The 23064-nt window shown below is 67.3% G+C and carries 23 protein-coding genes and 1 tRNA gene; 15 read left to right on the top strand and 9 right to left on the bottom strand.

All coding sequences use genetic code 11. The features are described 5' to 3' along the window. The first annotated feature begins 62 nt into the window (after positions 1–62). Positions 63–1772: a response regulator gene (locus ING98_15660; GenBank protein ID MCA3103301.1), complete on the top strand. Its 1710-nt coding sequence runs from the start codon at positions 63–65 to the stop codon at positions 1770–1772. A gap of 55 nt (positions 1773–1827) precedes the next feature. Here ING98_15660 and rpoH read toward each other — a convergent pair whose 3' ends face one another. The 4 genes from rpoH to ftsY all read right to left on the bottom strand — a co-directional run bounded on the left by rpoH (position 1828) and on the right by ftsY (position 5633). Then, complete coding sequence (rpoH, locus tag ING98_15655) at positions 1828–2733, bottom strand: RNA polymerase sigma factor RpoH (protein ID MCA3103300.1); 906 nt, start codon at positions 2731–2733, stop codon at positions 1828–1830. Between the two features lie 226 nt (positions 2734–2959). Then, positions 2960–3868 carry an ABC transporter permease gene (locus ING98_15650; GenBank protein ID MCA3103299.1) on the bottom strand — a complete coding sequence of 303 codons (909 nt, stop codon included), beginning with the start codon at positions 3866–3868 and terminating at the stop codon, positions 2960–2962. 10 nt (positions 3869–3878) lie between these two features. Beyond that, entirely contained in the window at positions 3879–4556 is a 678-nt protein-coding gene (locus tag ING98_15645; GenBank protein ID MCA3103298.1) for an ATP-binding cassette domain-containing protein, read from the bottom strand. Between the two features lie 12 nt (positions 4557–4568). Then, positions 4569–5633: a signal recognition particle-docking protein FtsY gene (gene ftsY, locus ING98_15640; protein ID MCA3103297.1), complete on the bottom strand. Its 1065-nt coding sequence runs from the start codon at positions 5631–5633 to the stop codon at positions 4569–4571. A gap of 111 nt (positions 5634–5744) precedes the next feature. Between ftsY and ING98_15635 the strand changes: the two genes are divergently transcribed. The 5 genes from ING98_15635 to ING98_15615 are packed head-to-tail and all read left to right on the top strand — an operon-like array spanning position 5745 to position 10027. Then, positions 5745–7106, top strand: coding sequence for an insulinase family protein (locus ING98_15635; protein MCA3103296.1), 1362 nt, complete (start codon positions 5745–5747; stop codon positions 7104–7106). Then, on the top strand, positions 7087–8478 hold the full coding sequence (locus ING98_15630) for an insulinase family protein (GenBank protein MCA3103295.1): 1392 nt from the start codon (positions 7087–7089) through the stop codon (positions 8476–8478). Before ING98_15635 ends, ING98_15630 begins: the two co-directional genes overlap by 20 nt. Then, positions 8478–9200 (top strand): 16S rRNA (guanine(966)-N(2))-methyltransferase RsmD, encoded by a 723-nt coding sequence (rsmD, locus tag ING98_15625; GenBank protein ID MCA3103294.1) that lies wholly within the window; start codon positions 8478–8480, stop codon positions 9198–9200. Before ING98_15630 ends, rsmD begins: the two co-directional genes overlap by 1 nt. Positions 9201–9243: 43 nt before the next feature. Further along, positions 9244–9738: a pantetheine-phosphate adenylyltransferase gene (gene coaD / locus ING98_15620; GenBank protein ID MCA3103293.1), complete on the top strand. Its 495-nt coding sequence runs from the start codon at positions 9244–9246 to the stop codon at positions 9736–9738. Between the two features lie 13 nt (positions 9739–9751). After that, positions 9752–10027, top strand: coding sequence for a YfhL family 4Fe-4S dicluster ferredoxin (locus tag ING98_15615; GenBank protein ID MCA3103292.1), 276 nt, complete (start codon positions 9752–9754; stop codon positions 10025–10027). On the opposite strand, the gene mutM is transcribed toward ING98_15615, so the two are convergent. The 5 genes from mutM to ING98_15590 all read right to left on the bottom strand — a co-directional run bounded on the left by mutM (position 10024) and on the right by ING98_15590 (position 14915). Then, positions 10024–10842, bottom strand: coding sequence for a bifunctional DNA-formamidopyrimidine glycosylase/DNA-(apurinic or apyrimidinic site) lyase (gene mutM / locus ING98_15610; protein MCA3103291.1), 819 nt, complete (start codon positions 10840–10842; stop codon positions 10024–10026). The genes ING98_15615 and mutM overlap by 4 nt on opposite strands. A 49-nt stretch (positions 10843–10891) precedes the next feature. Then, positions 10892–11737 (bottom strand): DUF4340 domain-containing protein, encoded by an 846-nt coding sequence (locus tag ING98_15605; protein ID MCA3103290.1) that lies wholly within the window; start codon positions 11735–11737, stop codon positions 10892–10894. A 67-nt stretch (positions 11738–11804) separates the two neighbouring features. Continuing rightward, a complete protein-coding gene (locus ING98_15600; GenBank protein MCA3103289.1) occupies positions 11805–13166 on the bottom strand; it encodes a GldG family protein in 1362 nt (453 codons plus the stop codon). Positions 13167–13230: 64 nt separating this feature from the next. After that, positions 13231–13974: an ABC transporter permease subunit gene (locus tag ING98_15595; GenBank protein MCA3103288.1), complete on the bottom strand. Its 744-nt coding sequence runs from the start codon at positions 13972–13974 to the stop codon at positions 13231–13233. Then, the gene (locus ING98_15590) at positions 13974–14915 is read right to left on the bottom strand and encodes an ATP-binding cassette domain-containing protein (GenBank protein MCA3103287.1); all 942 of its coding nucleotides are present in this window, start codon (positions 14913–14915) and stop codon (positions 13974–13976) included. Before ING98_15590 ends, ING98_15595 begins: the two co-directional genes overlap by 1 nt. Positions 14916–15371: 456 nt before the next feature. Here ING98_15590 and ING98_15585 point away from each other — a divergent pair, with 456 nt between their 5' ends. The 9 genes from ING98_15585 to ING98_15545 all read left to right on the top strand — a co-directional run. After that, complete coding sequence (locus ING98_15585) at positions 15372–17153, top strand: tetratricopeptide repeat protein (GenBank protein ID MCA3103286.1); 1782 nt, start codon at positions 15372–15374, stop codon at positions 17151–17153. A gap of 134 nt (positions 17154–17287) precedes the next feature. After that, positions 17288–17815 carry an outer membrane lipoprotein LolB gene (gene lolB, locus ING98_15580; protein ID MCA3103285.1) on the top strand — a complete coding sequence of 176 codons (528 nt, stop codon included), beginning with the start codon at positions 17288–17290 and terminating at the stop codon, positions 17813–17815. Between the two features lie 32 nt (positions 17816–17847). Further along, on the top strand, positions 17848–18735 hold the full coding sequence (gene ispE, locus ING98_15575; GenBank protein ID MCA3103284.1) for a 4-(cytidine 5'-diphospho)-2-C-methyl-D-erythritol kinase: 888 nt from the start codon (positions 17848–17850) through the stop codon (positions 18733–18735). Positions 18736–18812: 77 nt separating this feature from the next. Beyond that, positions 18813–18887: transfer RNA gene (locus ING98_15570), tRNA-Gln, on the top strand. 147 nt (positions 18888–19034) lie between these two features. Beyond that, a complete protein-coding gene (locus ING98_15565; protein MCA3103283.1) occupies positions 19035–19991 on the top strand; it encodes a ribose-phosphate pyrophosphokinase in 957 nt (318 codons plus the stop codon). A gap of 106 nt (positions 19992–20097) precedes the next feature. Continuing rightward, a complete protein-coding gene (locus tag ING98_15560; protein MCA3103282.1) occupies positions 20098–20748 on the top strand; it encodes a 50S ribosomal protein L25/general stress protein Ctc in 651 nt (216 codons plus the stop codon). A gap of 69 nt (positions 20749–20817) precedes the next feature. Continuing rightward, positions 20818–21390, top strand: coding sequence for an aminoacyl-tRNA hydrolase (gene pth / locus ING98_15555; GenBank protein ID MCA3103281.1), 573 nt, complete (start codon positions 20818–20820; stop codon positions 21388–21390). 99 nt (positions 21391–21489) lie between these two features. Continuing rightward, positions 21490–22584 carry a redox-regulated ATPase YchF gene (gene ychF / locus ING98_15550; GenBank protein ID MCA3103280.1) on the top strand — a complete coding sequence of 365 codons (1095 nt, stop codon included), beginning with the start codon at positions 21490–21492 and terminating at the stop codon, positions 22582–22584. Between the two features lie 197 nt (positions 22585–22781). Further along, on the top strand, positions 22782–23064 hold a 283-nt coding region (locus ING98_15545), incomplete at its 3' end, for an integrase (protein MCA3103279.1).

The raw sequence follows: 23064 nt of genomic DNA, 5'->3' as shown, positions 1-23064 counted from the left end.
CAGATTCCAACCTGAGCAACGCGCTGGTCGAACTGGCGAACCTGCGCGCACGCGACGAGCGCATGCGCCGCGCGAGCGACGCGCTCGCTGGCGCGCTCGAGACGCTGGTCAAGGAGCGCGATGGCAATCGCCTGCCACAACTCGTCGTCGACTGTCTTTCGAAGGCGATGGACACGCCTTCTGTCGCGATTCACGCCTGCGATGGGACCGACCGTGCCGAGGCCCGTGGAGCCGGAGCCGAACCCGGATTCCTCGAACTCCTGGAGCGACCATCTTTCCTGGCCTATCTGGGCAGGAGGCCTTCGCGCATGGTTGCGGACACCTCCACCCTGGTGGAAGCCTTCGAACTGCCGCGTTCGCAACGTCTGCCCCAGGTGCTGCTTTGCGGTCGGGTGGGTCCGGACGCAGGGGACCAGCCTTGCGCTCCGGGTTGGCTGGTGTTGTGCGGCGGAGGTCGACGACTGTCCGACCCGGAGGCACAGACTCTGTTCCAGCGATTCCTGCCAGTGGTCACTCACGCGCTGCAGCGGTACGTCGAGGGCCAGCGGGCCGAGGCACTGGCCAGACGCGAAAGGGAGATGTTGCTCGCGAAGGAGCGGGCGGAAGCCGCCATGCTCGCCAAGTCGGAATTCCTTTCGCGGATGAGTCACGAATTGCGCACGCCGCTGACCGCGATCATCGGCTTCGCACAGTTGCTCGAGAGCGAAAGGCTCACGCAGACACAACTCGACCAGGTGCAACTCATCGCCAAGGCTGGCGATCATCTGCTGGAACTCGTGAATACGGTGCTGGATCAGGCCAGGATCGAGTCGGGCAAAATGGTGCTCGAGGTCGTCGCGTTCGATCTCCCGGACACGATAGAAGCGGTGGTGACCATGATCGACCGTCAGGCTGCCGCAAAGGGGCTGGCCTTCGAAACGGTCATCGCCCCTGACGTGCCGAGGCGCGTGCTCGGTGATCCCACGCGCTTGCGGCAGGTACTCATCAACCTGCTCGCCAATGCGGTCAAGTTCACCGAGCGCGGCTTCGTGGCGCTGCACCTGACCGCTGGCGAGGACATGCTCCAGTTCAGCGTGCGCGATACGGGCATCGGAATGGACGAAGCCGCACGCGGCCGGATCTTCCATGCGTTCGCGCAGGCCGACGAGAGTGTTGCCCGCAGGTTCGGCGGTACTGGCCTCGGGCTGCTGATTACGCGCGACCTGCTGCGCGCGATGGGCGGCGACATCGAAGTCGAGAGCACGCCCGGGGTCGGTACCTGTTTCCGGTGCCGACTGCCTCTGCGCCCGGCACCGGCCGACCCAGCGCCCGCTTCGACAAGCCACCCCGATCCGGTGCCGTCGCTGCGCGCAACGGCCTGGCTGGCCGGGCGGCGCGTGCTTGTGGTCGACGATAACGCGGTCAACCGCACGCTCGCGACAGCTCTCCTGGAACGGATGGGCCTCCTCGTCGACAGTGCGGATGACGGGCACTCCGCCCTCGCACGCATCGTGGCGGGGAGGTACGACCTCGTGCTGATGGATATGGAGATGCCGGGCATGGACGGGCTTTCCGCCGTCCGGGCGCTTCGCGGCGATGAAGCCGCTCAGGGAAGGCCGCGCCTGCCGGTTGTCGCACTGACGGCCAATGCCATGGCCGAGGATCGCGCGCGTTGTACGGCTGCAGGCATGGATGGCTACGTGACCAAGCCCATCGGGGTGGAGCAACTCAGGGCCGAGCTCGAGCGCATACTGGCGCCAGGAGGTGGGGGTGGGGGTGGGGTCAGGTCTTGAGTTTTGCATCGGAGATGCAAAACTCAAGACCTGACCCCACCCCCACCGCCGTTCGTCAGGCAGCGTCCTGCAGGCTCGCGCGGATTTTCTGCATCGCCTTCTGCTCGATCTGACGGATCCGTTCGGCCGACACGCCGAACTCGTCGGCCAGGTCGTGCAGCGTCGCGCCGTGTTCTTCCTGCAGCCAGCGCGCTTCGATGATGCGCCGGCTGCGGTCATCCAGGCTTGCCAGCGCATCGGCCAGCCCGATCTGCCGCAGCCTTGCCGTCTGCGCCTGCTCGAACTGCACTGCCGGACTCGCGCCCGGGTCTGCGAGGTAGGTGATCGGACCGAACGATGACTCGTCGTCGTCGCCGCCGACGGGCTCGAGCGACAGGTCGTGCCCGCCCATCCGGGTCTCCATCTCGACCACGTCTTCGTTACGCACGCCCAGGGTCTTCGCCATGCTGGCGACTTCCGCCGGGCCGAGCGTGCCGTGTGCCTGCTTCATGCTGCGCAGGTTGAAGAACAGCTTGCGCTGGGCCTTGGTGGTCGCGACTTTCACGATCCGCCAGTTCTTCAGGATGTACTCGTGCATCTCGGCGCGGATCCAGTGGACCGCGAACGAAACCAGCCGCACGCCGCGCTCCGGGTCGAAGCGCTTGACCGCCTTCATCAGGCCGATGTTGCCTTCCTGGATCAGGTCGGCCTGCGGCAGGCCGTAGCCCATGTAGCCCCGCGCGACCGACACCACCACGCGCAGGTGCGACATCACCAGTTCACGCGCGGCGGACAGGTCATCGTCATCGCGCAGCTTGCGCGCGAGTTCCGTCTCGCGCTCGAGCGTGAGCATCGGCAGACGGTTGACCGTCTGGATGTAGGTTTCGAGGCTGCCGGCCGCCAGCGACGGCAGCGCGGTAGCGAACAGCGGATTCGCGGCAGCGGGAAGGGCGGCAGCGGAGAAAGCGACAGCGGTGGTCATGGATACGCCTCCTTGGACGAACGACCCGCATCACGGGCCGGATACATGACACTGAACGGCTCTGGATGAGCCAACTTTAGCACTTAACGCAGGAGAGTGCTAATGGTGCACTGCAATCCCGAAAACTTCCATCGGGAACAGGTTGTCAAGCCGTATTCTCCATTCTTCCGGCCATCCAATCTTGCGCCAGATCAATGAGTTGTAAATGAGGGGCGATCCTTGCGGATCAGCCTGGCTCATCGCGCCACAGGTGCCGCGAGACTGCCAGCCAGGCACCAAGCCAGCCGAGCAGTGCGGCGAAACCGGTCACGGTAAGGATGTCCGGCAGGGGTATCGGCTGAACGACCAGTTCGGTTCCGTACAGCGCCGCCAGGCCCGGCAGCTGGCGGTTCACCCAGGCGACGCAGAACGCGGCCAGTGCACAGGCGATCAGTCCGCCGGCGGCACCCTGCAACGTGCCGGCATACAGGAACGGCCGCCGGATGAAGCCGTGGGTGGCACCGATCAGCCGGCAGACGTCGATTTCCTCGCGGCGATTCGCCACCTGCAGGCCGATGGTGTTGAATGCGATGGCAAGAAGGGCGACCGCGAGCAGTGCGGCCAGCCCTGCAGCGAGCGCGCGGGCAAGGCGCAGGCCTGCATCGAGCCGCGCCGCCCAGGCCGAGTCGAGCTGGGCGAGCGCTACCTTGGGCCATTGCGCGGCGTCGCGGCGCAACGCATCGATCTCGCCGGGATCGGTCGATTTCGTGCGGACGATGAACGCATCCGGCAGCGGGTTCTTCGGCAGCGCATCGACGAGGTCGGCGATGTCGTGGATCCGGCGCAGGTCCTTGAGCGCTTCTTCGCGGGACACGAATCGGTAGCCAGCCACCTGCGGATGCGCCTTCAGCCTTGCCGCGATGACGTCGGCGTCCCTGCCCGTCGCCTCCGGGGCGAGGTAGAGCGCGATGCGCGCATCGGCCTGGGCCGTACCGCCCAGGCGCTGCAGGTTCTGCACGGCCAGGTAAAGCAGCAGCGGCAGCAGGATCGCCACGCCGATCACCAGCACCTGGAACAGGTGGGCGAACGGTGCCCGTACCGCCCGCCAGGCGGTGACTGCGAGCGCGCGCCGGTGCTGGTTGAGCCAGGCCTTCATGGCGATCTGCTCATGGCGCGTTCTCGCTGGCCAGCATGCCGCGCGACAGCGCGATCACCCGCGGATGGGCCGTGCGCAGCGATACCAGGTCGTGGGTGGACACGACCACCGTGACGCCGACCTGGTGGAACGAACGCAGGATCTCGACGATGTCCTGTGCGTAGTCCATGTCGAGGTTGGCCGTCGGCTCGTCCGCCAGCAGCAGCGATGGCCGGTGCACGATCGCACGCGCGATGCACAGCCGCTGCTGCTCCCCGCCGGAGAGCGTGACCGGGCGCTCGCGCTCCCGCGAAAGCAGGCCGACCTTGTCCAGCGCAGCGCGCACCCGCCTGGCCGCTTCCCGCGGCGGGAAGCCGGTGACGTCCAGTGGCAGCTGGACGTTGTCGAAGACGGTGCGGTCGTACAGCAGTTTGTGGTCCTGGAAGATCAGCCCGATCCTTCGCCGAATGAAGGGCAGCGCGCGGCGCGACCCGGCGAGGTCCTGGCCGTTGACGCGCACCGTGCCGGTCGTGGGCAGTTCGATGCCGGCGATCAGCTTCAGCAGCGTGCTTTTCCCGGCACCCGAATGACCGGTCACCACTGCGAACTCGCCGCTGTCGATCGACAGCGTGATCGACTTCAGCGCGTCGTGGCCGTCCCCACCCCGGCTGGCGTGATAGCGCTTCCCGACCTGGTCGAGTTCGATCATTCGTGTCGGCCTTCAGTCGAACAGCGCGGAGACGAATTCGCGCGGTTCGAACGGCTGCAGGTCGTCGATCGCTTCGCCGATGCCGATATAGCGGATCGGCACCGGATGCTCGCGCGCGATCGCCGCGAGCACGCCGCCCCTCGCGCTGCCGTCGAGCTTGGTGACGACCAGCCCGGTCACGCCGAGCGCCGCATCGAATGCCTTCACCTGGGCCAGCGCATTCTGGCCGGTGTTGCCGTCCAGCACGAGGAGCACTTCGTGGGGGGCACCTTCCAGCGCCTTGCCGATCACGCGCTTGACCTTGCGTATCTCGTCCATCAGGTGCAACTGTGTGGTCAGCCGGCCCGCGGTATCGGCCAGCACGACATCGATGCCGCGGGCCTCGGCCGCGCGGATGGCGTCGAAGATCACCGCCGCCGGATCGCCCGACTGCTGCGAGATCACCGTGACGCCGTTGCGCTCGCCCCAGGCTTCCAGCTGCTCGCGCGCGGCGGCGCGGAACGTGTCGCCGGCGGCCAGCAGCACGCTGCGTCCTTCCGCGCGGAAGCGCGCTGCGAGCTTGCCGATGGTGGTGGTCTTGCCGGCACCATTGACCCCTGCGAGCATGATGACGAAGGGTTTGTGCGTGCCGACGTCCAGCGGTCTTGCGAGCGGTGCGAGCAGGCCGGTCATCGCGTCCGCCAGCGCGGACTGCAGCTGCACGGCATCGGTCAGCGCCTCCTTGCGCGCGCGCTGGCGCAGGTTCTCGAGCAGCACCTGTGTGGCGCCGACGCCGACATCGGCGGCCAGCAACGCAGCCTCGAGTTCTTCGAACAGTGCCTCGTCGATCTTCCGGCCGAGCCCGAACAATCCGGCGATCTGGCCGCCGACCTCGCCGATCGGCGCGCCGAGCGCGCCGCCGACGCTTCGGTTGAGCTGTTCGCGTGTCGCGCGCAGGCCCGCCTTGAGCCGTTCCGCCCATCCGGGGCGCGCAGCCGGAGCCACTGCCGCGGCGGGTGCGTGCAGCCCACCGCCGTCCTGCGACGGCTCTTCCTTGGACGCAGGTGCTTCCTTGCCCGGCTTCAGGAAACCAAACATACTTCCCCTTGTGGAATCAAACCGAAGGCGGCTCGGGTGACGAACCAGTAGGCGATGTTACGAGTTTCCATTCCCCTGCGGTCGTGCGCGCGCCTGACTGGCCGCCTGTCCATGGCGGCAGTCCTGCTCGGCACGGCCCTGCTGGCTTCCGGGTCGTCCCCCCGCAGCACGATCGAACGCGTGCTCGACAACGGCATGAAGATCGTCGTGCGCGAAGACCGACGTGCGCCAGTCGTCACGTCGATGGTCTGGTACCGGGTGGGCAGCATCGACGAGGTGAACGGGCTGACCGGGCTCGCGCATGTCACCGAGCACATGATGTTCCGCGGTACCCGGCGCCTGGCCGACGGCGAGTTCTCGCGGCGGGTGGCCCAGATCGGAGGGCGCGACAACGCATTCACCGGACGCGACTACACCGCTTATCACCAGCAACTGTCGGCCAAGGACCTGGGGACCATCCTCGAACTCGAAGCCGAGCGGATGGCTGGCCTGGCGATGCAACCCGAGGTGTTCGCCCGCGAGATGCAGGTGGTGATGGAGGAGCGCCGCTGGCGCACCGACGACCGGCCGCGCGCCGCGCTGTTCGAGCAGCTGTACGCAACCGCGTTCAGCGTGCACCCGTACCGCACCCCGGTGATCGGCTGGATGAACGACCTCGAGAACCTGACTGTCGACGATGCGCGCGAGTTCTACCGGCGCTGGTACGCACCCAACAATGCGGTGCTGGTCGTGGTCGGTGACGTCGATGCCGAGCAGGTGTTCCGGCTCGCGAACCGGCACTTCGGGCGCCTGGCTGCACGGCCGCTGCCGCGTCGCTCGCCGCAGGTCGAGCCGGAGCAGCGCGGCACGCGCCGCGTGACCTTCCAGGGTGCAGCGCAGAGTCCGTTCCTGATGCTCGGCTTCCATGTGCCGGTGCTGCGCGATGCCGATCGCGACTGGGAGCCCTATGCGCTCGAAGTCCTCGAGGCGGTGCTCGATGCCAGTGAAGTCGCGCGGCTGCCGCGCCTGCTGGTACGCGAGTCGCGCGTTGCCGGCTCTGCGGAGGCCAGCTACGAGAAGTTCCAGCGCGGCCCGGGGCTTTTCGTGATCAGTGCCGCGCCGAGCGAGGGGCGCAGTGTCGCCGAACTGGAGGCGGCGATACGCGCCGAGATCGCCCGCGTGGCGCGGGAGGGTATCGCCGCCGACGAACTGACCCGCGCGCAGACCCAGCTGGTCGCACAGCACCTGTTCCAGCAGGATTCCATGTTCACGCAGGCGAGTCGTATCGGGCAGGCCGAGATGGTCGGCCATTCGGCACGGGTGTTCGACCGCTTCGTTTCGCGCACGCGCGCGGTGACGGCCGAGCAGGTGCGCGAGGTCGCCCGTCGCTACCTGGTCGAGGACCGCATGACCGTTGCGGTGCTCGAGCCGACGGCGGGCGCGCAGCGCAAGCCGGCGCTGCCGCCGCCGAAGGATGCCCGGCATGTCGACTGAAGCCAGCCGGTTGCGGGCGTGCAGGCTGCTGCTTCCGTTCCTGCTCGTGCTGACGGTCGCGTTGCCGGCGCGGGCCGGCAACGGTCCAGTGGTCCAGACGTGGACGCTCGACAACGGCGCGCGCGTGCTGTTCGTCGAAGCGCGCGACGTGCCCATCCTCGACGTCGCGGTCGAGTTCCGTGCCGGCTCCGCCTTCGACCCGTCCGAGCGCTCCGGGCTTGCCGCGATGACCCAGCACCTGGCCCGATTCGGTGCGGGCGGGCTCGGCGAGGACGACATCGCACGCCGGCTCGGCGATGTCGGAGCGCAGTTGTCGGGGCGCATCGACGTGGACCGCGCCGGCTTCGTGCTGCGTACGCTGTCGTCTCGCCCCGAACGGATACAGGCGCTGGACGTGTTCGCCCGGGTCGTGCAGAGCCCGGAGTTCCCACTGGCTGCGCTCGAGCGCGAACGCACGCGCATCGGCACCAATCTGCGCGAAGAGGCGACGCGGCCGGGGATCATCGCCAGCCGTCAGTTCTTCGCCGCTGCCTACGGCAACCATCCGTATGCGTCGCGGCCGCTCGGCGATGCCGACGGTGTGCGCGCGCTGACGCGCGATACGATCGTCGACTTCCGACGCCGCTTCTACAGCGGGGTGTCGGCGGTCGTGTCCATCGTCGGCGACGTGTCTCGGGCGGAGGCTGGCGAGATCGCCCGGCAGGTCGCCGGGACGCTGCCTGCCGGCAGCGTCCGTCCGACGCTGCCACCGGTGCCTTCGCTCGCGGCTGCGCAGTCGCGCCGGGTACCGCATCCGTCGCTGCAGAGCCATATCCTGATCGGTACACCGGCTGCGAGCCGCAGCGACCCCGATTACTTCGCCCTGCTGGTCGGCAACCATGTGCTCGGCGGTGGTGGCTTCGCTTCGCGCCTGACCGTCGAAGTCCGCGAGAAGCGTGGCTTCGCGTACAGCGTGTTCAGTTCGGTGCAGCCCTGGCTCGATCGCGGGCCGTTCCAGATCGCCCTGCAGACGCGCCGCGACCAGACCGACGAGGCTCTCGCCGTGGTGCGCAGCGTTCTGTTCGAATTCCTGTCCAAGGGACCGACCGAGCAGGAGCTGTCCAACGCACGGCGCAATCTGGTCAGCGGCTTCCCGCTGCGCATCGATACCAACCGTGAAGTGCTCGACCTGGTGTCGGCGATCGGGTTCTATGACCTGCCGGTCGACTGGCTGTCGCAGTGGTCGAAGCTGGTCGAGCGGGTTACCCGCGAAGACGTCGTGCGCGCCTTCCAGCGGCTCGATCCGCAGCGGCTGGTCACCGTGGTGGTCGGTGCCGCCGACGAGCCGCCGCCGCCTGCGGTGCTGCCCCAGCAGCAGCCGAGGCTGCGCTGATGGGGCGCCAGTCGACGGCCGGCCGTGCGCCCGCACATGGTCCGCGGCACCCCGCGCCGCGGCCTGTGCTCGCGCAGCGGGTGCGCATCATCGGCGGCCACTGGCGCCGCCGCATGATCTCGTTTCCGTCCGCGCAGGACCTTCGACCGACACCCGACCGGGTGCGCGAGACGGTGTTCAACTGGCTCGGCCAGGACATGCAAGGGTTGCGCTGCCTCGATCTGTTCGCCGGCAGCGGTGCACTCGGTTTCGAGGCCGCCTCGCGTGGCGCCGAACGGGTGGTGATGGTCGAGCAGGATCCGGCCATCCTGCGCGCGCTGGAGACGACGCGCGGCCAGCTCGGCGAGCCGCCCGCCGGTACGCGGATCGAGATCGTGAGGGCGGACGCGCTGCGGTTCGTCGAGTCCGAAGCCCGACGAACCGGTGGCGCCGCGCACGGCCATGACGTGGTGTTCCTCGACCCGCCGTTCCGGCTCGGCCTGCTGCCGGCCCTGCTGGCGCGGGTGGAGGGCTGCCTGGCACCCGGTGGCTGGGTATATGTCGAGGCGCCTGCCGCTTCCGCCGATGGACCGGGCGTGCTGGACGCGCTGGGTAGCGCCGCCCCCTGGTGCACGATCCGCCAGGCACGTGCCGGTGCAGTCGAGTACCGGATCCTCGCGCGGCAGGCGGACCTGCAGGCGGACGCCAATCCGGATAGTCTCGGCGCTGGCGACCCCGTCTGAGCACGGCGCCTGACCCATTCGCAGAACGACGAGGAACGCCCCGATGACCACTGCCATCTATCCCGGCACGTTCGATCCGATGACGCTCGGCCACGAGGACCTGACACGCCGGGCCGCGCTGCTGTTCGACCACGTGATCGTTGCGGTGGCAGACAGCCGTGCCAAGCGCCCGTTCTTCACGCCGGACGAGCGGGTGGAACTCGCGTCCGAAGTGCTGCGACCGCTGAAGAACGTATCGGTCGTGCGCTTCTCCGGCCTGCTCACCGATTTCGTCCGTTCGCAGAATGCGCGCGTGATCGTGCGCGGCCTGCGCGCGGTGTCCGACTTCGAGTACGAATTCCAGCTCGCCGGGATGAACCGCAAGCTGTTCGCCGAGCTCGAGACGGTATTCCTCACGCCGGGCGACCCCTACATGTTCGTGTCCGCGACCCTGGTGCGCGAGATCGCGCTGATGGGCGGCGACATCGCGCAGTTCGTCAGCCCGCGCGTCGGCGCGCAGGTCCTGGCCAAGCTGCGCGAGCAGCCGTCCGTCGCCTGAGCGGAGAATCGGCGTGGCCCTGATGATCACCGACGCCTGCATCAACTGCGACGTGTGCGAGCCGGCGTGCCCGAACTCGGCGATCTCGCCGGGCGAGGAGTACTACCTGATCGACCCGACCCGTTGCACCGAATGCATCGGGCATTTCGACACGCCCCAGTGCGCGGAGCTGTGCCCGGTCGACTGCATCCCGCTCGATCCCGAGATGGTCGAGACGCGCGGGCAGTTGCTGGAAAAGTACGCCGGATTGATCAAGGCGGGCATCGCCCGGTCGCCTGGCACCCGCTAGCGCTGGCACTTCACGCAGTAGAAGGTCGAGCGGTTGCCCTGCCTGATCAGGCGCACCGGTGAACCGCAGGCCGTGCAGGGTTTGCCGTCTCGGTCGTAGACGCGGAACGTGTCCTGGAAGTGCCCGGCCTGCCCGCTGCTGTCGACATAGTCGCGCAGGCTGCTGCCGCCGGCCTCGATGGCTCGCGCCAGGATGGTCCGGACCTCGGACACCAGCCGCCCGAGCCGTGGCAGCCCGACCCGGCGCGCGGGCGTGCGCGGGTTGATGCCGGCCGCGAACAGCGCCTCGTTCGCATAGATGTTGCCGACGCCAGCCACCACGCCGCCCTCCATCAGCACCAGCTTGATCGCGGCGCTGCGGTTGCGCGTCACGCGGTAAAGGTATGCTGCGTCGAACGCATCGGTCAGTGGCTCGGGGCCGATCGCCGACAGCAGCATGTGCTCGGGCGCACCGGCCGGCAGCCACAGCACCGCGCCGAAGCGGCGCGGATCGCGCAGGCGGATCGACAGCCCGTTCGACAGTTCCAGGTCGACGTGGTCATGCTTTGCGAGCGGTTCGTCGCGCGGTACCACCCACAGCCGCCCTGACATGCCCAGGTGCACCAGCAGCCGGCCGCGACCTTCGCAGTCGAACAGCAGGTACTTCGCACGGCGATCGATCGCATCGATGCGGGCGCCGGCGACGGCGGCCTCCATGCCGTCGGTGACCGGCCAGCGCAGCGACCGGTTGCGCACGACGGCCCGCTCGATCCGCTGCCCGACCGTACGCACCGCGAGGCCGCGGCGCGTGGTCTCCACCTCCGGCAACTCAGGCATCGGCTGGATGCTGCCCGATCGCGTGCCGGCTGCTGGCCGCCGGCGCCAATCAGCGCCAGTTCGGTTCGAACATACGCCGCGCGGTCTCGCGCGACAGGTGGTATTGCAGGCCTTCGTCGGGGCGCAGCACGATCCAGTCGTTGCCTTCGCGCGAGGCGAGGTGCACGGTGATCGCCTTGCCGTCCTTCGTACGCACGATCGTCGCGTCCTTGCCGGGCTTGAGCTTCATCGGCTGGGTCAGCGTACCCGAGGCGAGCTTCCATTCGTCGATGAAGCGGTTCAGGTCGTCCTGGGTCGGCGTGATCAGGGGCTTCGGCGAGACCGCCCAGTTGCCGTCGACCTGCTCGACCTTGAAGCCGGGCATCTCGACGCCGGTGATCTGCTGCTCGGGCGTGGTCCACAGACGGTTGTCGGCCATGCGCTCCGGCTGCGGCGGGATCGCCTGTGCGTACTGCGGATTCACCATGTAGACGGAGTCGCCGGTCATCACGTACTGCATCTTCATCATCCGGTTGATGGTGCCGAAGGTGAAGGTCTGCTTGTCGAGCATGACGGTGGCGAACGGGGGTTCCAGCTCGAAACGGGCGAGGTCGGTGGCCGGAAGCTTCTGGTCGCTGACCGCACGCACCAGGTCGGCCAGCCGGCGCGCCTCGAAGTTGTCGGCGCGCGCGCGGAACGGCTTCGTGAGGTACCACTGCTCGCCTTCGAGTTCGAGCACCACCGGGTCGCCCCTGCGCAGCTTGACCTCGATGCGCTTGATCTCTTCCGGCTTCAGCGTGGACAGCTTGTGCTCGACCGGCTTCGGCTCTTCCGGCTTCGGCTTGAAGAACAGAAAGGCACCTAGCCCGAGCACGAGCACGAGCAGCAGCGCATTGATGATCAGGGTCTTCTTCACGGGCGTACCTTGGTAACGGCTGGGGTCTGACCCCGCGGGGTCAGACCCCAGGGGTTCAGCCTCGGGATCAGGCCTTCCGGCGGCGGCGCCACCAGATCGTACCGCCGGTCACCAGGAAGCCCAGCGGCAGCAGTACGAGGAAGCCGTAGACGATCACCATCATCGACGTGCGGTTGAGCGTCAACGAGGAATCGAGCGTCCCGCGCGGCTGCACGGTGATCAGGTTCTCGTCGCCGGAGAGCCAGTTGATGATGTTGATGCCGAGATCCATGTTGCCGACCATGCCGACATACTGGTTTGCCAGGAAATGGCCAGAGCCGATCACCACCACGCGCTGCGGACGGTCGTTCAACGTGCGCTCGAGCGCGATGCCTACGGTGACCGGGCCGGGCACGTCGCGGCCCTTGTCGAAGCTGACCGACGAGGTGCCTTCGGCGATCGGGCTCATCTCCAGCCAGCCGCGCGGTGCGACCTCGATCAGTGGCGTCTCGCGCCAGTCGCGGCTGCCGTCGACGCCGATCGAGCGCGCGAACGGCAGGATCGTGTTCAGCGTGAAGTTCTTCGCGATCGGGTGCTGGCCGTAGCCGGTGGCCACCGCCATCGTCGGCTGCGCGTTGATCAGCTGGGCCGACGGATCGACCACCGTGCCCGGGTTGAGCACCAGCCCGAAGATGTCGGCGATCGGCTGCAGGCCGCGCATCGGCTCCTGGTCGACCAGCCACAACAGGCTGCCGCCCTTGTTGATCCAGTCCTTGATCTTCTTCACCTCCGGCGGCAGCAGGTCGACCTTGGGCCCGGCGATGATCAGGATCTTCAGGTCGGCGGGCACTTCCTGTGCCAGGGACAGGTTCAGGGGACCGGTCGCGAAGCCCTTGTTCTCGAGCTGGCGGCCGAACAGGCCGAGATCATGGTTGGCCTTGCCGTCGATCACGCGTTCGCCATGGCCGTCGAGCGACATCACCATGCGCTCGGCGCCGCGCGCAAGCCGCATGATCAGGTTGGCAAACGCCTGCTCGGTCAGCGTGTTGATGTTCTCGCTGCGCTTGCCGTACTCGACGACCATCTCGCCGTTCACGGTAACCCCGGCGGCCTGCGCCAGCTTCGGCTGTTCGCGCGGATCGATGAACGACAGGTTGATGTCGGGTTTCAGCCGCTGATAGGGCGCCAGGAAGTCGCGGACCATCTTGCGCAGGTCTTCCTGGCCGGTCGCGTACGAAGTGATGGTGACCGGCTCGGTCAGCTGCTTCAGCATGTCGATGGTCGGCTGCGACAGCGTGTTGCGGGCGTTCAGGCTGACGTCCCATTCCTTCTTGTACTCGCGGGCGACGTACGAAAGGAGGCCGGCCAGCACCAGCACGAGCACGACGAACAGCCAGTTCTGGGCCGACAGCTTCAGTCGGAACTTGCGATCGATATTGGTGGCCATCAGTCTGCCTGGTTCTAGGGAGTCGGTTGGCGGTGCGGGGAGACGGGTGTGCCGGCGCCGTCGGGAGTCAGCCGCCGAGGCGGTCGGAATCGAGCCGGCGGATCGCGAGGATCAGGAACACGGCGGTGAACACCAGCAGGAAGATGATGTCGCTGGTGTCCATCAGGCCCTTGGTGAAACTCTCGTAGCGACGGATCAGCGCAAGCATCAGGAACGGGCTGTCGGGGCTCGCCTGGGACATGTTGAGCAGCCACAGGCCGAGCAGCGTCGCCAGCGTGGCCGTGGCTGCCACCACCGGTTGGGCGGTGAGCGAGGAGAAGAACACGCCGACGGCCGCGAACGCGGCGATCAGCAGCGCCAGCCCGAGCGACAACGTGCCGAGCAGGCCCAGGTCGAGCCGGCCGCCGAGGTACATCGACGAGGCCATCACCAGGATCAACACGACCGACAGCATCAGGAACGAGTACAGGCCGACGAACTTGCCCAGCACGATCTGCGTCATCGACAGCGGCGCCGAGATAAGGAAGGTCATCGTCTGGTTGCGGCGCTCTTCTGCGATCAGGCGCATCGACAGCAGCGGCACCGCCATGATGAGGATCACCGCGGCTGCGCCGAAGATCGGTGCGACGATGATCTCGGTGACGCCGGGCGGGGTGTCCATCTGCATGAGCTGAGTCTGCACCGTGAGATAGGCATCGAGCCGCGTCACCAGGATCCACGCCATCGTGACCTGGAGGAAGGCAAGCACTACCCATGCGAGCGGTGACGAGAAAAGCGCGCGCAGTTCCTTGGCGGCAAGGGTGAAGATCATCAGGCGTGCTCCTCGCGATGGGTCAGCTGCACGAATACGTCCTCGATGCTGGACACAGCGGGTGCCAGCTGGAACAGGTTCCACTTGCCGTCCCACGCTGCCTGGACCAAGGCATCGGTGGGGTCGTTGTCCGGCGCCGGTTGCACGCGGAACAGGCCGCCGCGCGCCAGTTCGACCTGCGCGACACCCGGCACGGCGGCGATGGCTTCGATCGGCGGCGCGTTGCGCAGGCCGAGCATCAGGCTGCGGCCGCGGAACGCCTTGACCCCGCCCAGCGAGTCGGCAAACACGAGCTTGCCCTTGTGGATGATCTGCACGCGGTCGCACACCTGCTCGACCTCGGGAAGAATGTGCGTCGACAGGATCACGCTGTGCGCGCCGCCGAGCTCGCGGATCAGCGCGCGGATGTCGCGGATCTGGTTCGGGTCGAGGCCGACTGTCGGTTCATCGAGGATCACGACATCCGGGTTATGGATGATCGCCTGGGCGATGCCGACGCGCTGCTGGTAGCCCTTGGAGAGTGCGCCGATCAGTCGCTGGCCTACGTCGCCGATGCCGCAGCGCTGCTTCGCGCTCTCGACCGCCGCCGGGAGTTCCTTCTTGGGCACGCGGTGAAGGCGTCCGGCAAGCTGCAGGAACTCGTTTACCGTGAGGTCGCGGTACAGCGGCGGGGTCTCGGGCAGGTAGCCGATGCGCGCCTTGGCGTCGGTCGGGCGATCGAGCATGTCGATGCCGCAGATCTCGACCTGCCCCGCGCTGGGCGCGAGGTTGCCGGTGAGCATCTGCATGGTGGTCGTCTTGCCTGCGCCGTTGGGCCCGAGGAAGCCGAGCACTTCGCCGCGATTGAGCTCGAAGCTCACCTTGTCGACCGCCACGCGTTCGCCGAACTGGCGGGTCAGGTCGGTCGCGCGGACGGTCTGGTTCTGATCGGGGGTGTTCATCGATGGGCCAGTCGTGACTGTTGCGTCTGCAGGGTGGAGGTGGGGCGGGGAGATGGAGCGACTTCGGAGGCCAGGGCCGCGCGGACACGGACAACGCAGAGCGCCCGGGACGGTCTCCCGCAGGACGCCATGCAACCACCCCACGCTTCATCGGCCGGACATCTTCCGCTTTCGTGGCGGCATGCGCGACGGGCAGACAGAACACCGCCGGTCGGCTTGTGACGGCGCGCAAATATACCTAAACTCTTTGCAAACATGAACAATTTCGGAAACTGTGCTCAACGTCCTGCCGTCGGCTTGGCGCCGGCTGGATGTCCCGGCAGGCCGGTCAGCCAGTTCCCTGCACGCCTTGGGGTACCGGCTTTGACCCAGAAACCCCGCTTCGGTTCCTGCATATCGACCCGAGTTCCGGCCGCCCGGCTCGCTTCGTGCATCGTCCGCGCTTTGGGCGCGTCGATGATTGTCCTGGGTGCCGGTCTGGCGCCGGGGTTTGCCGCAGCCGGCCAGATGGCTCCCGAGAGCCTCGCCCGGACATGGCTGGCGGAGGTGGCAGCCGGCGTGTCGGTCGGCGGATTGGCGCAGACCGGCGCGCCCGTGCCGCGCGCTGCCGGCAGCGATGAAGGCCCGGCGATCGACCCGCGCCTGCCGCGCATGGAACTCAGCCGGCAGGTAATGTTCCAGTACCTCCTGGCCGAGATCTCCGCCCAGCGCGGACGTTACGACATCGCCACGGCGGCGCTGAACGACCTCGCCAAGTCGACGCGTGATCCGCGCATCGCGCAGCGCGCGACCGAGGTCGCGTTGCGCGCCGGTGCGTTCAAGCAGGCGGTCGAGGCTTCGGACACCTGGGTGTCGATCGATCCCGATTCCGTACAGGCGCGACAGACCATGGTCGCGCTGCTGGTCAACGGCGGCCTGCTCAACGCCGCGGTGCCCCATCTCGATCGGTTGCTGGTGAACGAGGGCGAGAATATCGGGCGCGGCTTCATGCAGCTCGGCTCACTCTTCGCGAAGCAGTCCGACCGGGCCGCCGTGCTCGGCGTGGTGCGCGAACTGGCATCGAAGCACCAGGGCCTGCGCGAAGCCCGACTGGCCGTCGCACAGGCCGCCTGGACAACGCAGGACTTCGCCCTCGCCCTGTCCGAGGTGCGCGAGGCACAGCGCATATCGCCCGACTGGGAACTGGCGGCGCTGTTCGAGACGCAGATCCTCGCCCGACGTTCCAATGCCGAGGCGATGGCCCAGTTGCAAAGGTTCGTCGACGCCAACCCGAAGGCGACCGAGGCGCGGATGAACCTTGCCCGGCTTTACGCGGCCGAGCAGCGGCTGCCGGAAGCTCGTCTCGAGTTTCAGCGGCTGGCCGCCAGTTTCCCCGATAACGGCGAGCTCGCGCTGGCGATCGGGCTGCTGTCGCTGCAACTGGAAGATTTCGAGACCGCCGACGAGCAGTTCCGCAAGCTGCTTGCCGGCCAGCCGAAGGATGCAGACGCGCTGCGCTACTACCTCGGGCGCACGGCCGAAGGACGCCGGCAGTTCGGCGACGCGATCAAGTGGTACCGCGCGGTCGAGGCGGGCGAGCAGCGCATTCCGGCGCAACTGGCCGAGGCTTCGGTGCTGGCGCGCCAGGGGCGCACACGGGAAGCCCGCGCGGTGCTGCGCCGGATCGTCCCGGCGTCGCTCGAGCAGCGCACGCAACTCATCCTCACCGAAGCGCAGGTCCTGCGCGAGGCGAAGGATTTCCAGGGGGCATTCGACCTTCTCAGCGAGGCGCTGGCCAAGGCGCCGGACACCGTCGACCTGCTCTACGATCAGGCGCTGCTGGCCGAGCGGCTCGGCCGGTTCGATGTCGCCGAGAAGAACCTGACACGCGTGATCGATATCCGTCCCGACCATGCGCACGCCCACAATGCACTCGGCTACTCGCTGGCCGACCGTAATGTGCGGCTGGAGGAGGCACGGACGCTGATCGAGACTGCGCTGAAGCTGTCGCCCGACGATCCGTACATCATCGACAGCATGGGCTGGGTGTTCTTCCGCATGGGCGATGGCGGCAAGGCGCTCGATTACCTGCAGCGTGCCTACAGGCTCAAGCGCGATGCCGAGATCGCCGCGCACCTGGGCGAAGTGTTGTGGACCCAGGGCCGGCGGGACGAAGCACAGCGCATCTGGGACGACGCCCTGAAGGCGAGCCCGGACAACGAAGTGCTGCAGGGCACGGTCAAGCGCCTGCGCAAGTGAGCCGGCGTGATGCCAGGGGCGACGGCCCCGCGGCTTGCCCCGGGCTGTCGCGCCGCCGGGCGCTTCAGACGCTGCCGATCTTCCTCTCGGGCCTGTTGTACGGTTGCGCCGGGATGCCGGCCGGCGATTTCGTCATGTCCCCCGTTACGGCCGATGCCGACCCCGCGTTCGAATTGTCCGGGCGGCTCGCGATCCGCCAGGCAGAGCAGGCGCTGTCGGCCAACCTGCGCTGGCGTTTCGACGGACAGGGCGAGGAGATGGTGATCTCGGCCCCGCTCGGGGCCGGGTCGATCGAGATCGCGCGCGATGCGGCCGGCGTCACGCTGCGCACCGGCGGCAAGGTCGAGCGCGCGGCCACGGTCGAGGCCTTGATGCGTGGCACACTCGGTTTCGCGCTTCCACTCGACGGCTTGCGCTACTGGGTACGCGGCCAGACCGGACCTGGCGGCGCTGCAGTGCGCATCGTGCGCGACGCAGCGGGCCGGATCGAATCGTTCCACGAGGCCGGCTGGGATATCGTGATCCCGGTGTTTTCGGCGCCGCCGCTGGCCGCGTTGCCGCGGCGCATCGACGTTGCATCGGCGGAACTGCAGGTGCGTCTGGTTATCGACCAGTGGCAGGTCGTCCCCGCGTTCGTATCGATCGGGAGTGCGCCGAGGTGAGCCTCGCCGACTTTCCCGTGCAGCCGGATGGGATGCGCTACTTTCCCGCCCCCGCCAAGCTGAACCTGATGCTGCATGTCGTCGGTCGTCGCGCCGACGGCTATCACCTGCTCGAGACCGTGTTCCGCTTCATCGACCATGCCGACAGCGTGGGGCTCGCGCTGCGCGATGACGGTCGCATCGTCCGGCGCAGCGACCTGCCCGGCGTGGCGGAAGACGACGATCTTTCCGTGCGTGCGGCGCGTGCCCTTCAGCAGGCGACGGGCTGTCCGCTCGGTGCCGACCTCTCGCTCGTCAAGCGCATCCCCCAGGGCGGCGGACTGGGCGGCGGCAGTTCGGACGCCGCCACCGTGCTCCTGGCGCTGAACGCGCTGTGGCAGACCGGTCTGTCGCGGCAGGCGCTGCAGGACATCGGTCTCGCACTCGGTGCGGACGTGCCGGTCTTCGTGTTCGGACAGACGGCATTTGCCGGCGGAATCGGCGAAGAACTCGTGGCGATCGAAGCAGAACCAGCCTTCTACGTCGTGCTGGTGCCGCCGGTGCAGGTGCCGACCCGCGAGGTCTTTCAATCGCCGCATTTGACACGGGATTCGCCTGCCGCGAAAATAGCGGGTTTTCTGCATCCTCATTTCCGTTTTGCACTGGCGCCGGGACGCAACGATCTTGAGCCGGTGGTCGTGGCAGGCTATCCGACAGTCGGTGAGCATCTCTCCTGGCTGCGGCGGCAGGCACCGGCGGCGATGAGCGGGTCGGGTGCCTGCGTGTTCGGGGCGTTCGGTTCAGCGTCGGAAGCGGCGGCGGTCTTCGCCCGCCGGCCGGCGGAGATGACGGGGTTTGTCGCCGCCGGTCTCGACCGGCATCCGTTGTGGTCGCTCGCCGCGACGGGTTGTAGGCAACCGAGCACGCAGCCGAGCACATAACCGAGCATCAAGGCATTATCGGAGCAGCCGTCGCATCGCATGCTCCTGCATCATCGGCAGTCACTGCCAAGGTTTCTTGGGGAGTCGCCAAGTGGTAAGGCACCGGATTTTGATTCCGGCATTCGTAGGTTCGATCCCTACCTCCCCAGCCACTACACCGACCGCCGCGCGGGCCCTGCCTTCGCGGCGGTCTTTCCCTTCGACCGTTCCGTTTCTGATGACTCGGCTCACGACTTCGCGAAAGTGGCAGCAGCAACGGCAGCGACGGCTGCAAGCCCTGCGCGACGCAAGGATGGTCCATGGCCTATGACCGGTTGATGGTTTTCTCGGGTTCTGCCAGCCACAAGCTGGCCGAAGGCGTGGTGCGCCACCTGAACATCCATCTCGGGCGCGCCAGCGTCGGCAGGTTCAGCGATGGCGAGACCATGGTCGAACTGCTCGAGAACGTCCGTGGCAAGGACGTGTTCGTGCTGCAGTCGACCTGCTCGCCCGCGAACGACAACCTGATGGAACTGATGGCGATGGTCGATGCGCTGAAGCGCTCGTCGGCCGCGCGGGTCACCGCCGCCATCCCGTATTTCGGATACGCCCGGCAGGACCGCCGGCCGCGTTCGGCGCGGGTGCCGATCACCGCGAAGGTGGTGGCCAACATGCTGCAAAGCGTCGGCGTCGACCGCGTGCTCACGATGGACCTGCACGCCGACCAGATCCAGGGGTTCTTCGATATCCCGGTCGACAACATCTACGGCCTGCCGATCCTGCTCGGCGATGTGTGGAAGCGCGATTACCAGAATCTGTGCGTGGTCTCGCCGGATACCGGCGGCGTGGTGCGCGCCCGCGCGATGGCCAGCCGGCTCGAAGCCGACCTGGTGATCATCGACAAGCGCCGGCCGAAGGCCAACGTGTCCGAGGTGATGAACATCATCGGCGACGTACAGGGGCGTACCTGCGTGATCGTCGACGACATGGTCGATACCGCCGGGACGCTGGTGAAGGCGGCGCAGGCACTCAAGCACGCCGGCGCGGCGCGCGTCGCCGCCTACTGCACGCATGCCGTGCTCTCCGGCCCGGCGATCGAGCGTATCTCCGGTACCGACGACCTCGACGAACTCGTGGTCACCGATACCATCCCGCTGTCCGAGGCGGCACGCAACTGCGGCGACCGCATCCGCCAGTTGTCGGTTGCCTCGCTGCTCGCGGAGACGATCCTGCGCGTCAGCAACGAGGATTCGGTCAGTTCGCTGTTCATGGACTGACGCCGTACCCGGGTCCGGGATTTCCCCGGGCCTGCCACCGCCGGCCTTGAGCCGGCGGCTTCAACCCGGCGCTCTGGTCGCGGAGCGTCTTTCACAAGGAAACATCATGTCCCTCGAAGTCAGCGCGAAATCGCGCACATTGCAAGGCAAGGGTGCGAGCCGCCGCCTGCGCAGCGCCGGGTCGGTTCCCGGTATCCTGTACGGCGGAAATGCACCGGCGCAGTCGATCGAACTCGAGCACAAGGCGCTCTGGTTCCAACTGAAGAGCGAAGCGTTCCATGCGTCGATCCTGACCATGCACCTCGATGGCCAGACGCAGCAGGTGCTGTTGCGCGACGTGCAGATCCATCCGTGGCGCCAGCTGATCCAGCACGTCGATTTCCAGCGCGTGGCCCAGGACCAGGAAGTGACGATGCGCGTGCCGCTGCACTACGTGAACGCCGAGCAGGCCCAGGCGGTCAAGTTCGGCGGCGCGATCGTCACGCACATCATGAACGAGATCGAAGTCGCCTGCCTGCCGAAGTACCTGCCGGAGTTCATCGAGGTCGACCTCTCGCAGATCACCGTCGGCCACAGCGTTCACATGTCCGATCTGAAGCTGCCGGAAGGGGTGCGCCTGCCGGGCCTGGCTCGTGGCGATTCGCCGGTGGCGAGCGCGTCGATCCCGCGTGGCGCAGCCGAGGAAGACAAGACGGCAGCAGCATCGGCGGGTGCCGACAAGAAAGACGAGAAGAAAGAGCCCGAGAAGAAGAAGTAATCGGGTCTTCTGTCACACCCCGGGCCCGCGTCGCTCCCAAGCGCGCGGGCCTTTCTCTTCCAGACTTCCATGAAACTGATCGTCGGCCTCGGCAATCCCGGCTCGCAGTACGAGCGTACCCGACACAACGCCGGGTTCTGGCTCATCGACCGGCTCGCCCGCTCGGCAGGCGTCCACCTGCAGAACGAGCCACGCTACTACGGTCTGGCCGTGCGCACGCCGATCGCTGGTGAATCGTGCTGGCTGCTCGAACCACAGACTTTCATGAACCTCAGCGGCAAGTCGGTGGCGGCGCTGGCGAACTTCTACAAGATCGAGCCGTCCGACGTGATCGTCGCGCACGATGAACTCGACCTGCCGGTCGGCACCGTCAGGATGAAGCTCGGCGGCGGCTTCGCCGGCCACAACGGCCTGAGGGATATCACCGCCCAGCTGGGTACCCGCGATTTCTGGCGGTTGCGGCTGGGTATCGGGCACCCGGGCGATAAGGCACTGGTGCATTCGTACGTACTCAACCCACCGCGACCCGAGGAGCAGTCAATGATCGACGAGTCGATCGACCGAGCCCTTGGCGTGATCGACTGGATCGCACGCGGCAACTACGAAGCAGCGATGCTTCGCCTGCACACCAAACCCCGATGACTGGGGTCTGACCCTGGGGTCAGACCCCAGGGTCAGACCCCAGGGTCGCCTGGCGGGCATATCCCACATCACTCGTCCGATCGATCGGCAGGAGTCAACATGAGTCTCAGATGCGGCATCGTCGGCCTGCCCAATGTCGGCAAGTCCACCCTGTTCAATGCGCTGACCAAGGCGGGCATCGCGGCGGAGAACTATCCGTTCTGCACGATCGAGCCGAACGTGGGTGTGGTCGAGGTGCCGGATCCGCGTCTCGCGCAACTGGCCGACATCGTGAAGCCGGAGAAGGTCGTGCCCGCGGTGGTCGAGTTCGTCGATATCGCCGGCCTGGTGGCCGGGGCTTCGAAAGGTGAAGGGCTGGGCAACCAGTTCCTGGCCAACATCCGCGAGACCGACGCGATCACGCACGTGGTGCGCTGCTTCGACGACCCGAACGTGATCCATGTGTCGAACAAGGTCGATCCGCTCGCCGACATCGAGACGATCAACACCGAACTCGCGCTGGCCGACCTCGCAAACGTCGAGAAGCAGGTGCACCGGGTGTCGAAGCTGGCGCGTTCTGGCGGCGACAAGGAGGCCGCAAGACTGCTGCCGCTGCTCGAGCGTTGCCGCGCACAACTCGACCAGGCGAAGCCGGTGCGGGCGCTGGCGCTGGACGAAGATGAGCAGGCGCTGCTCAAGCCCATCTGCCTGATCACGGCGAAGCCGACGATGTACGTCGCGAACGTGAAGGAGGGCGGTTTCGAAGGCAACGCCTACCTTGACGCCGTGCGTCGGCATGCCGAGGCCGAAAAGGCGCCGGTGGTCGCGGTCTGTGCCGCGATCGAGGCCGAGATCGCCGACCTGGCCGACGAGGACAAGCAGGTGTTCCTCGCCGACCTCGGCATGACCGAGCCGGGCCTGGACCGCGTGATCCGCGCCGGTTTCAGCCTGCTCGGCCTGCAGACCTACTTCACCGCGGGGGTGAAGGAAGTACGCGCCTGGACGGTGGCAATCGGCGCCACTGCGCCGCAGGCTGCCGGCGTGATCCACACCGACTTCGAGCGTGGCTTCATCCGGGCCGAGGTGATTGCCTTCGCCGATTTCGTCGCGCTCAAGGGCGAGCAGGCGGCGAAGGAGGCCGGGAGGATGCGGCTGGAAGGCAAGGAATACGTCGTGAAGGACGGCGACGTCATGCACTTCAGGTTCAACGTCTGACGGTCGGAGCGGATTCCGGCGGTCTTCTCGGGACCTCTCCGGAATATCAAAGTATTGATTTGCATAGGTAAGATGGTCCGGGCGGTACCGCCGGGCACCGTTGCAAGCCGATTCGAAAGTGATTGGCGTCTCGGGTATGGACTGTTCGCCACCCCGAAAATTGGTAGCTCACCACCAACGGGCTGACGAAGGAGAGCATGTTCGCCATCGGCGACTACGCCGTGGCGCCCCGGGGCGAGACGCCAGAACAGGCGAAGGCCCGACGCGACGGCGGCCGCTTCACCCTGGCCGAGGCCCGCGACGAGCGCATGCGGGCGCGGGACCTCGACAAGCAGGGCATCAATCCGGCCCACGAACGCCAGCGCGCGCGCCTGCGCCGAGACCAGGACGGCGCCACCACCTTCGAGTCGGTGACCCGAGAGTGGCTGGCCATGAAAGACTGGGAGGAGATCACCAAGGCGCGCCGCCTCAACATGCTGC

The sequence above is a fragment of the Rhodocyclaceae bacterium genome (genome assembly GCA_020248265.1).
Taxonomy (GTDB): Bacteria; Pseudomonadota; Gammaproteobacteria; order Burkholderiales; family CAIKXV01; genus CAIKXV01.
Note: the sequence above shows the minus strand (reverse complement) of the source record. Positions and strands in the feature narration are given on the sequence as shown.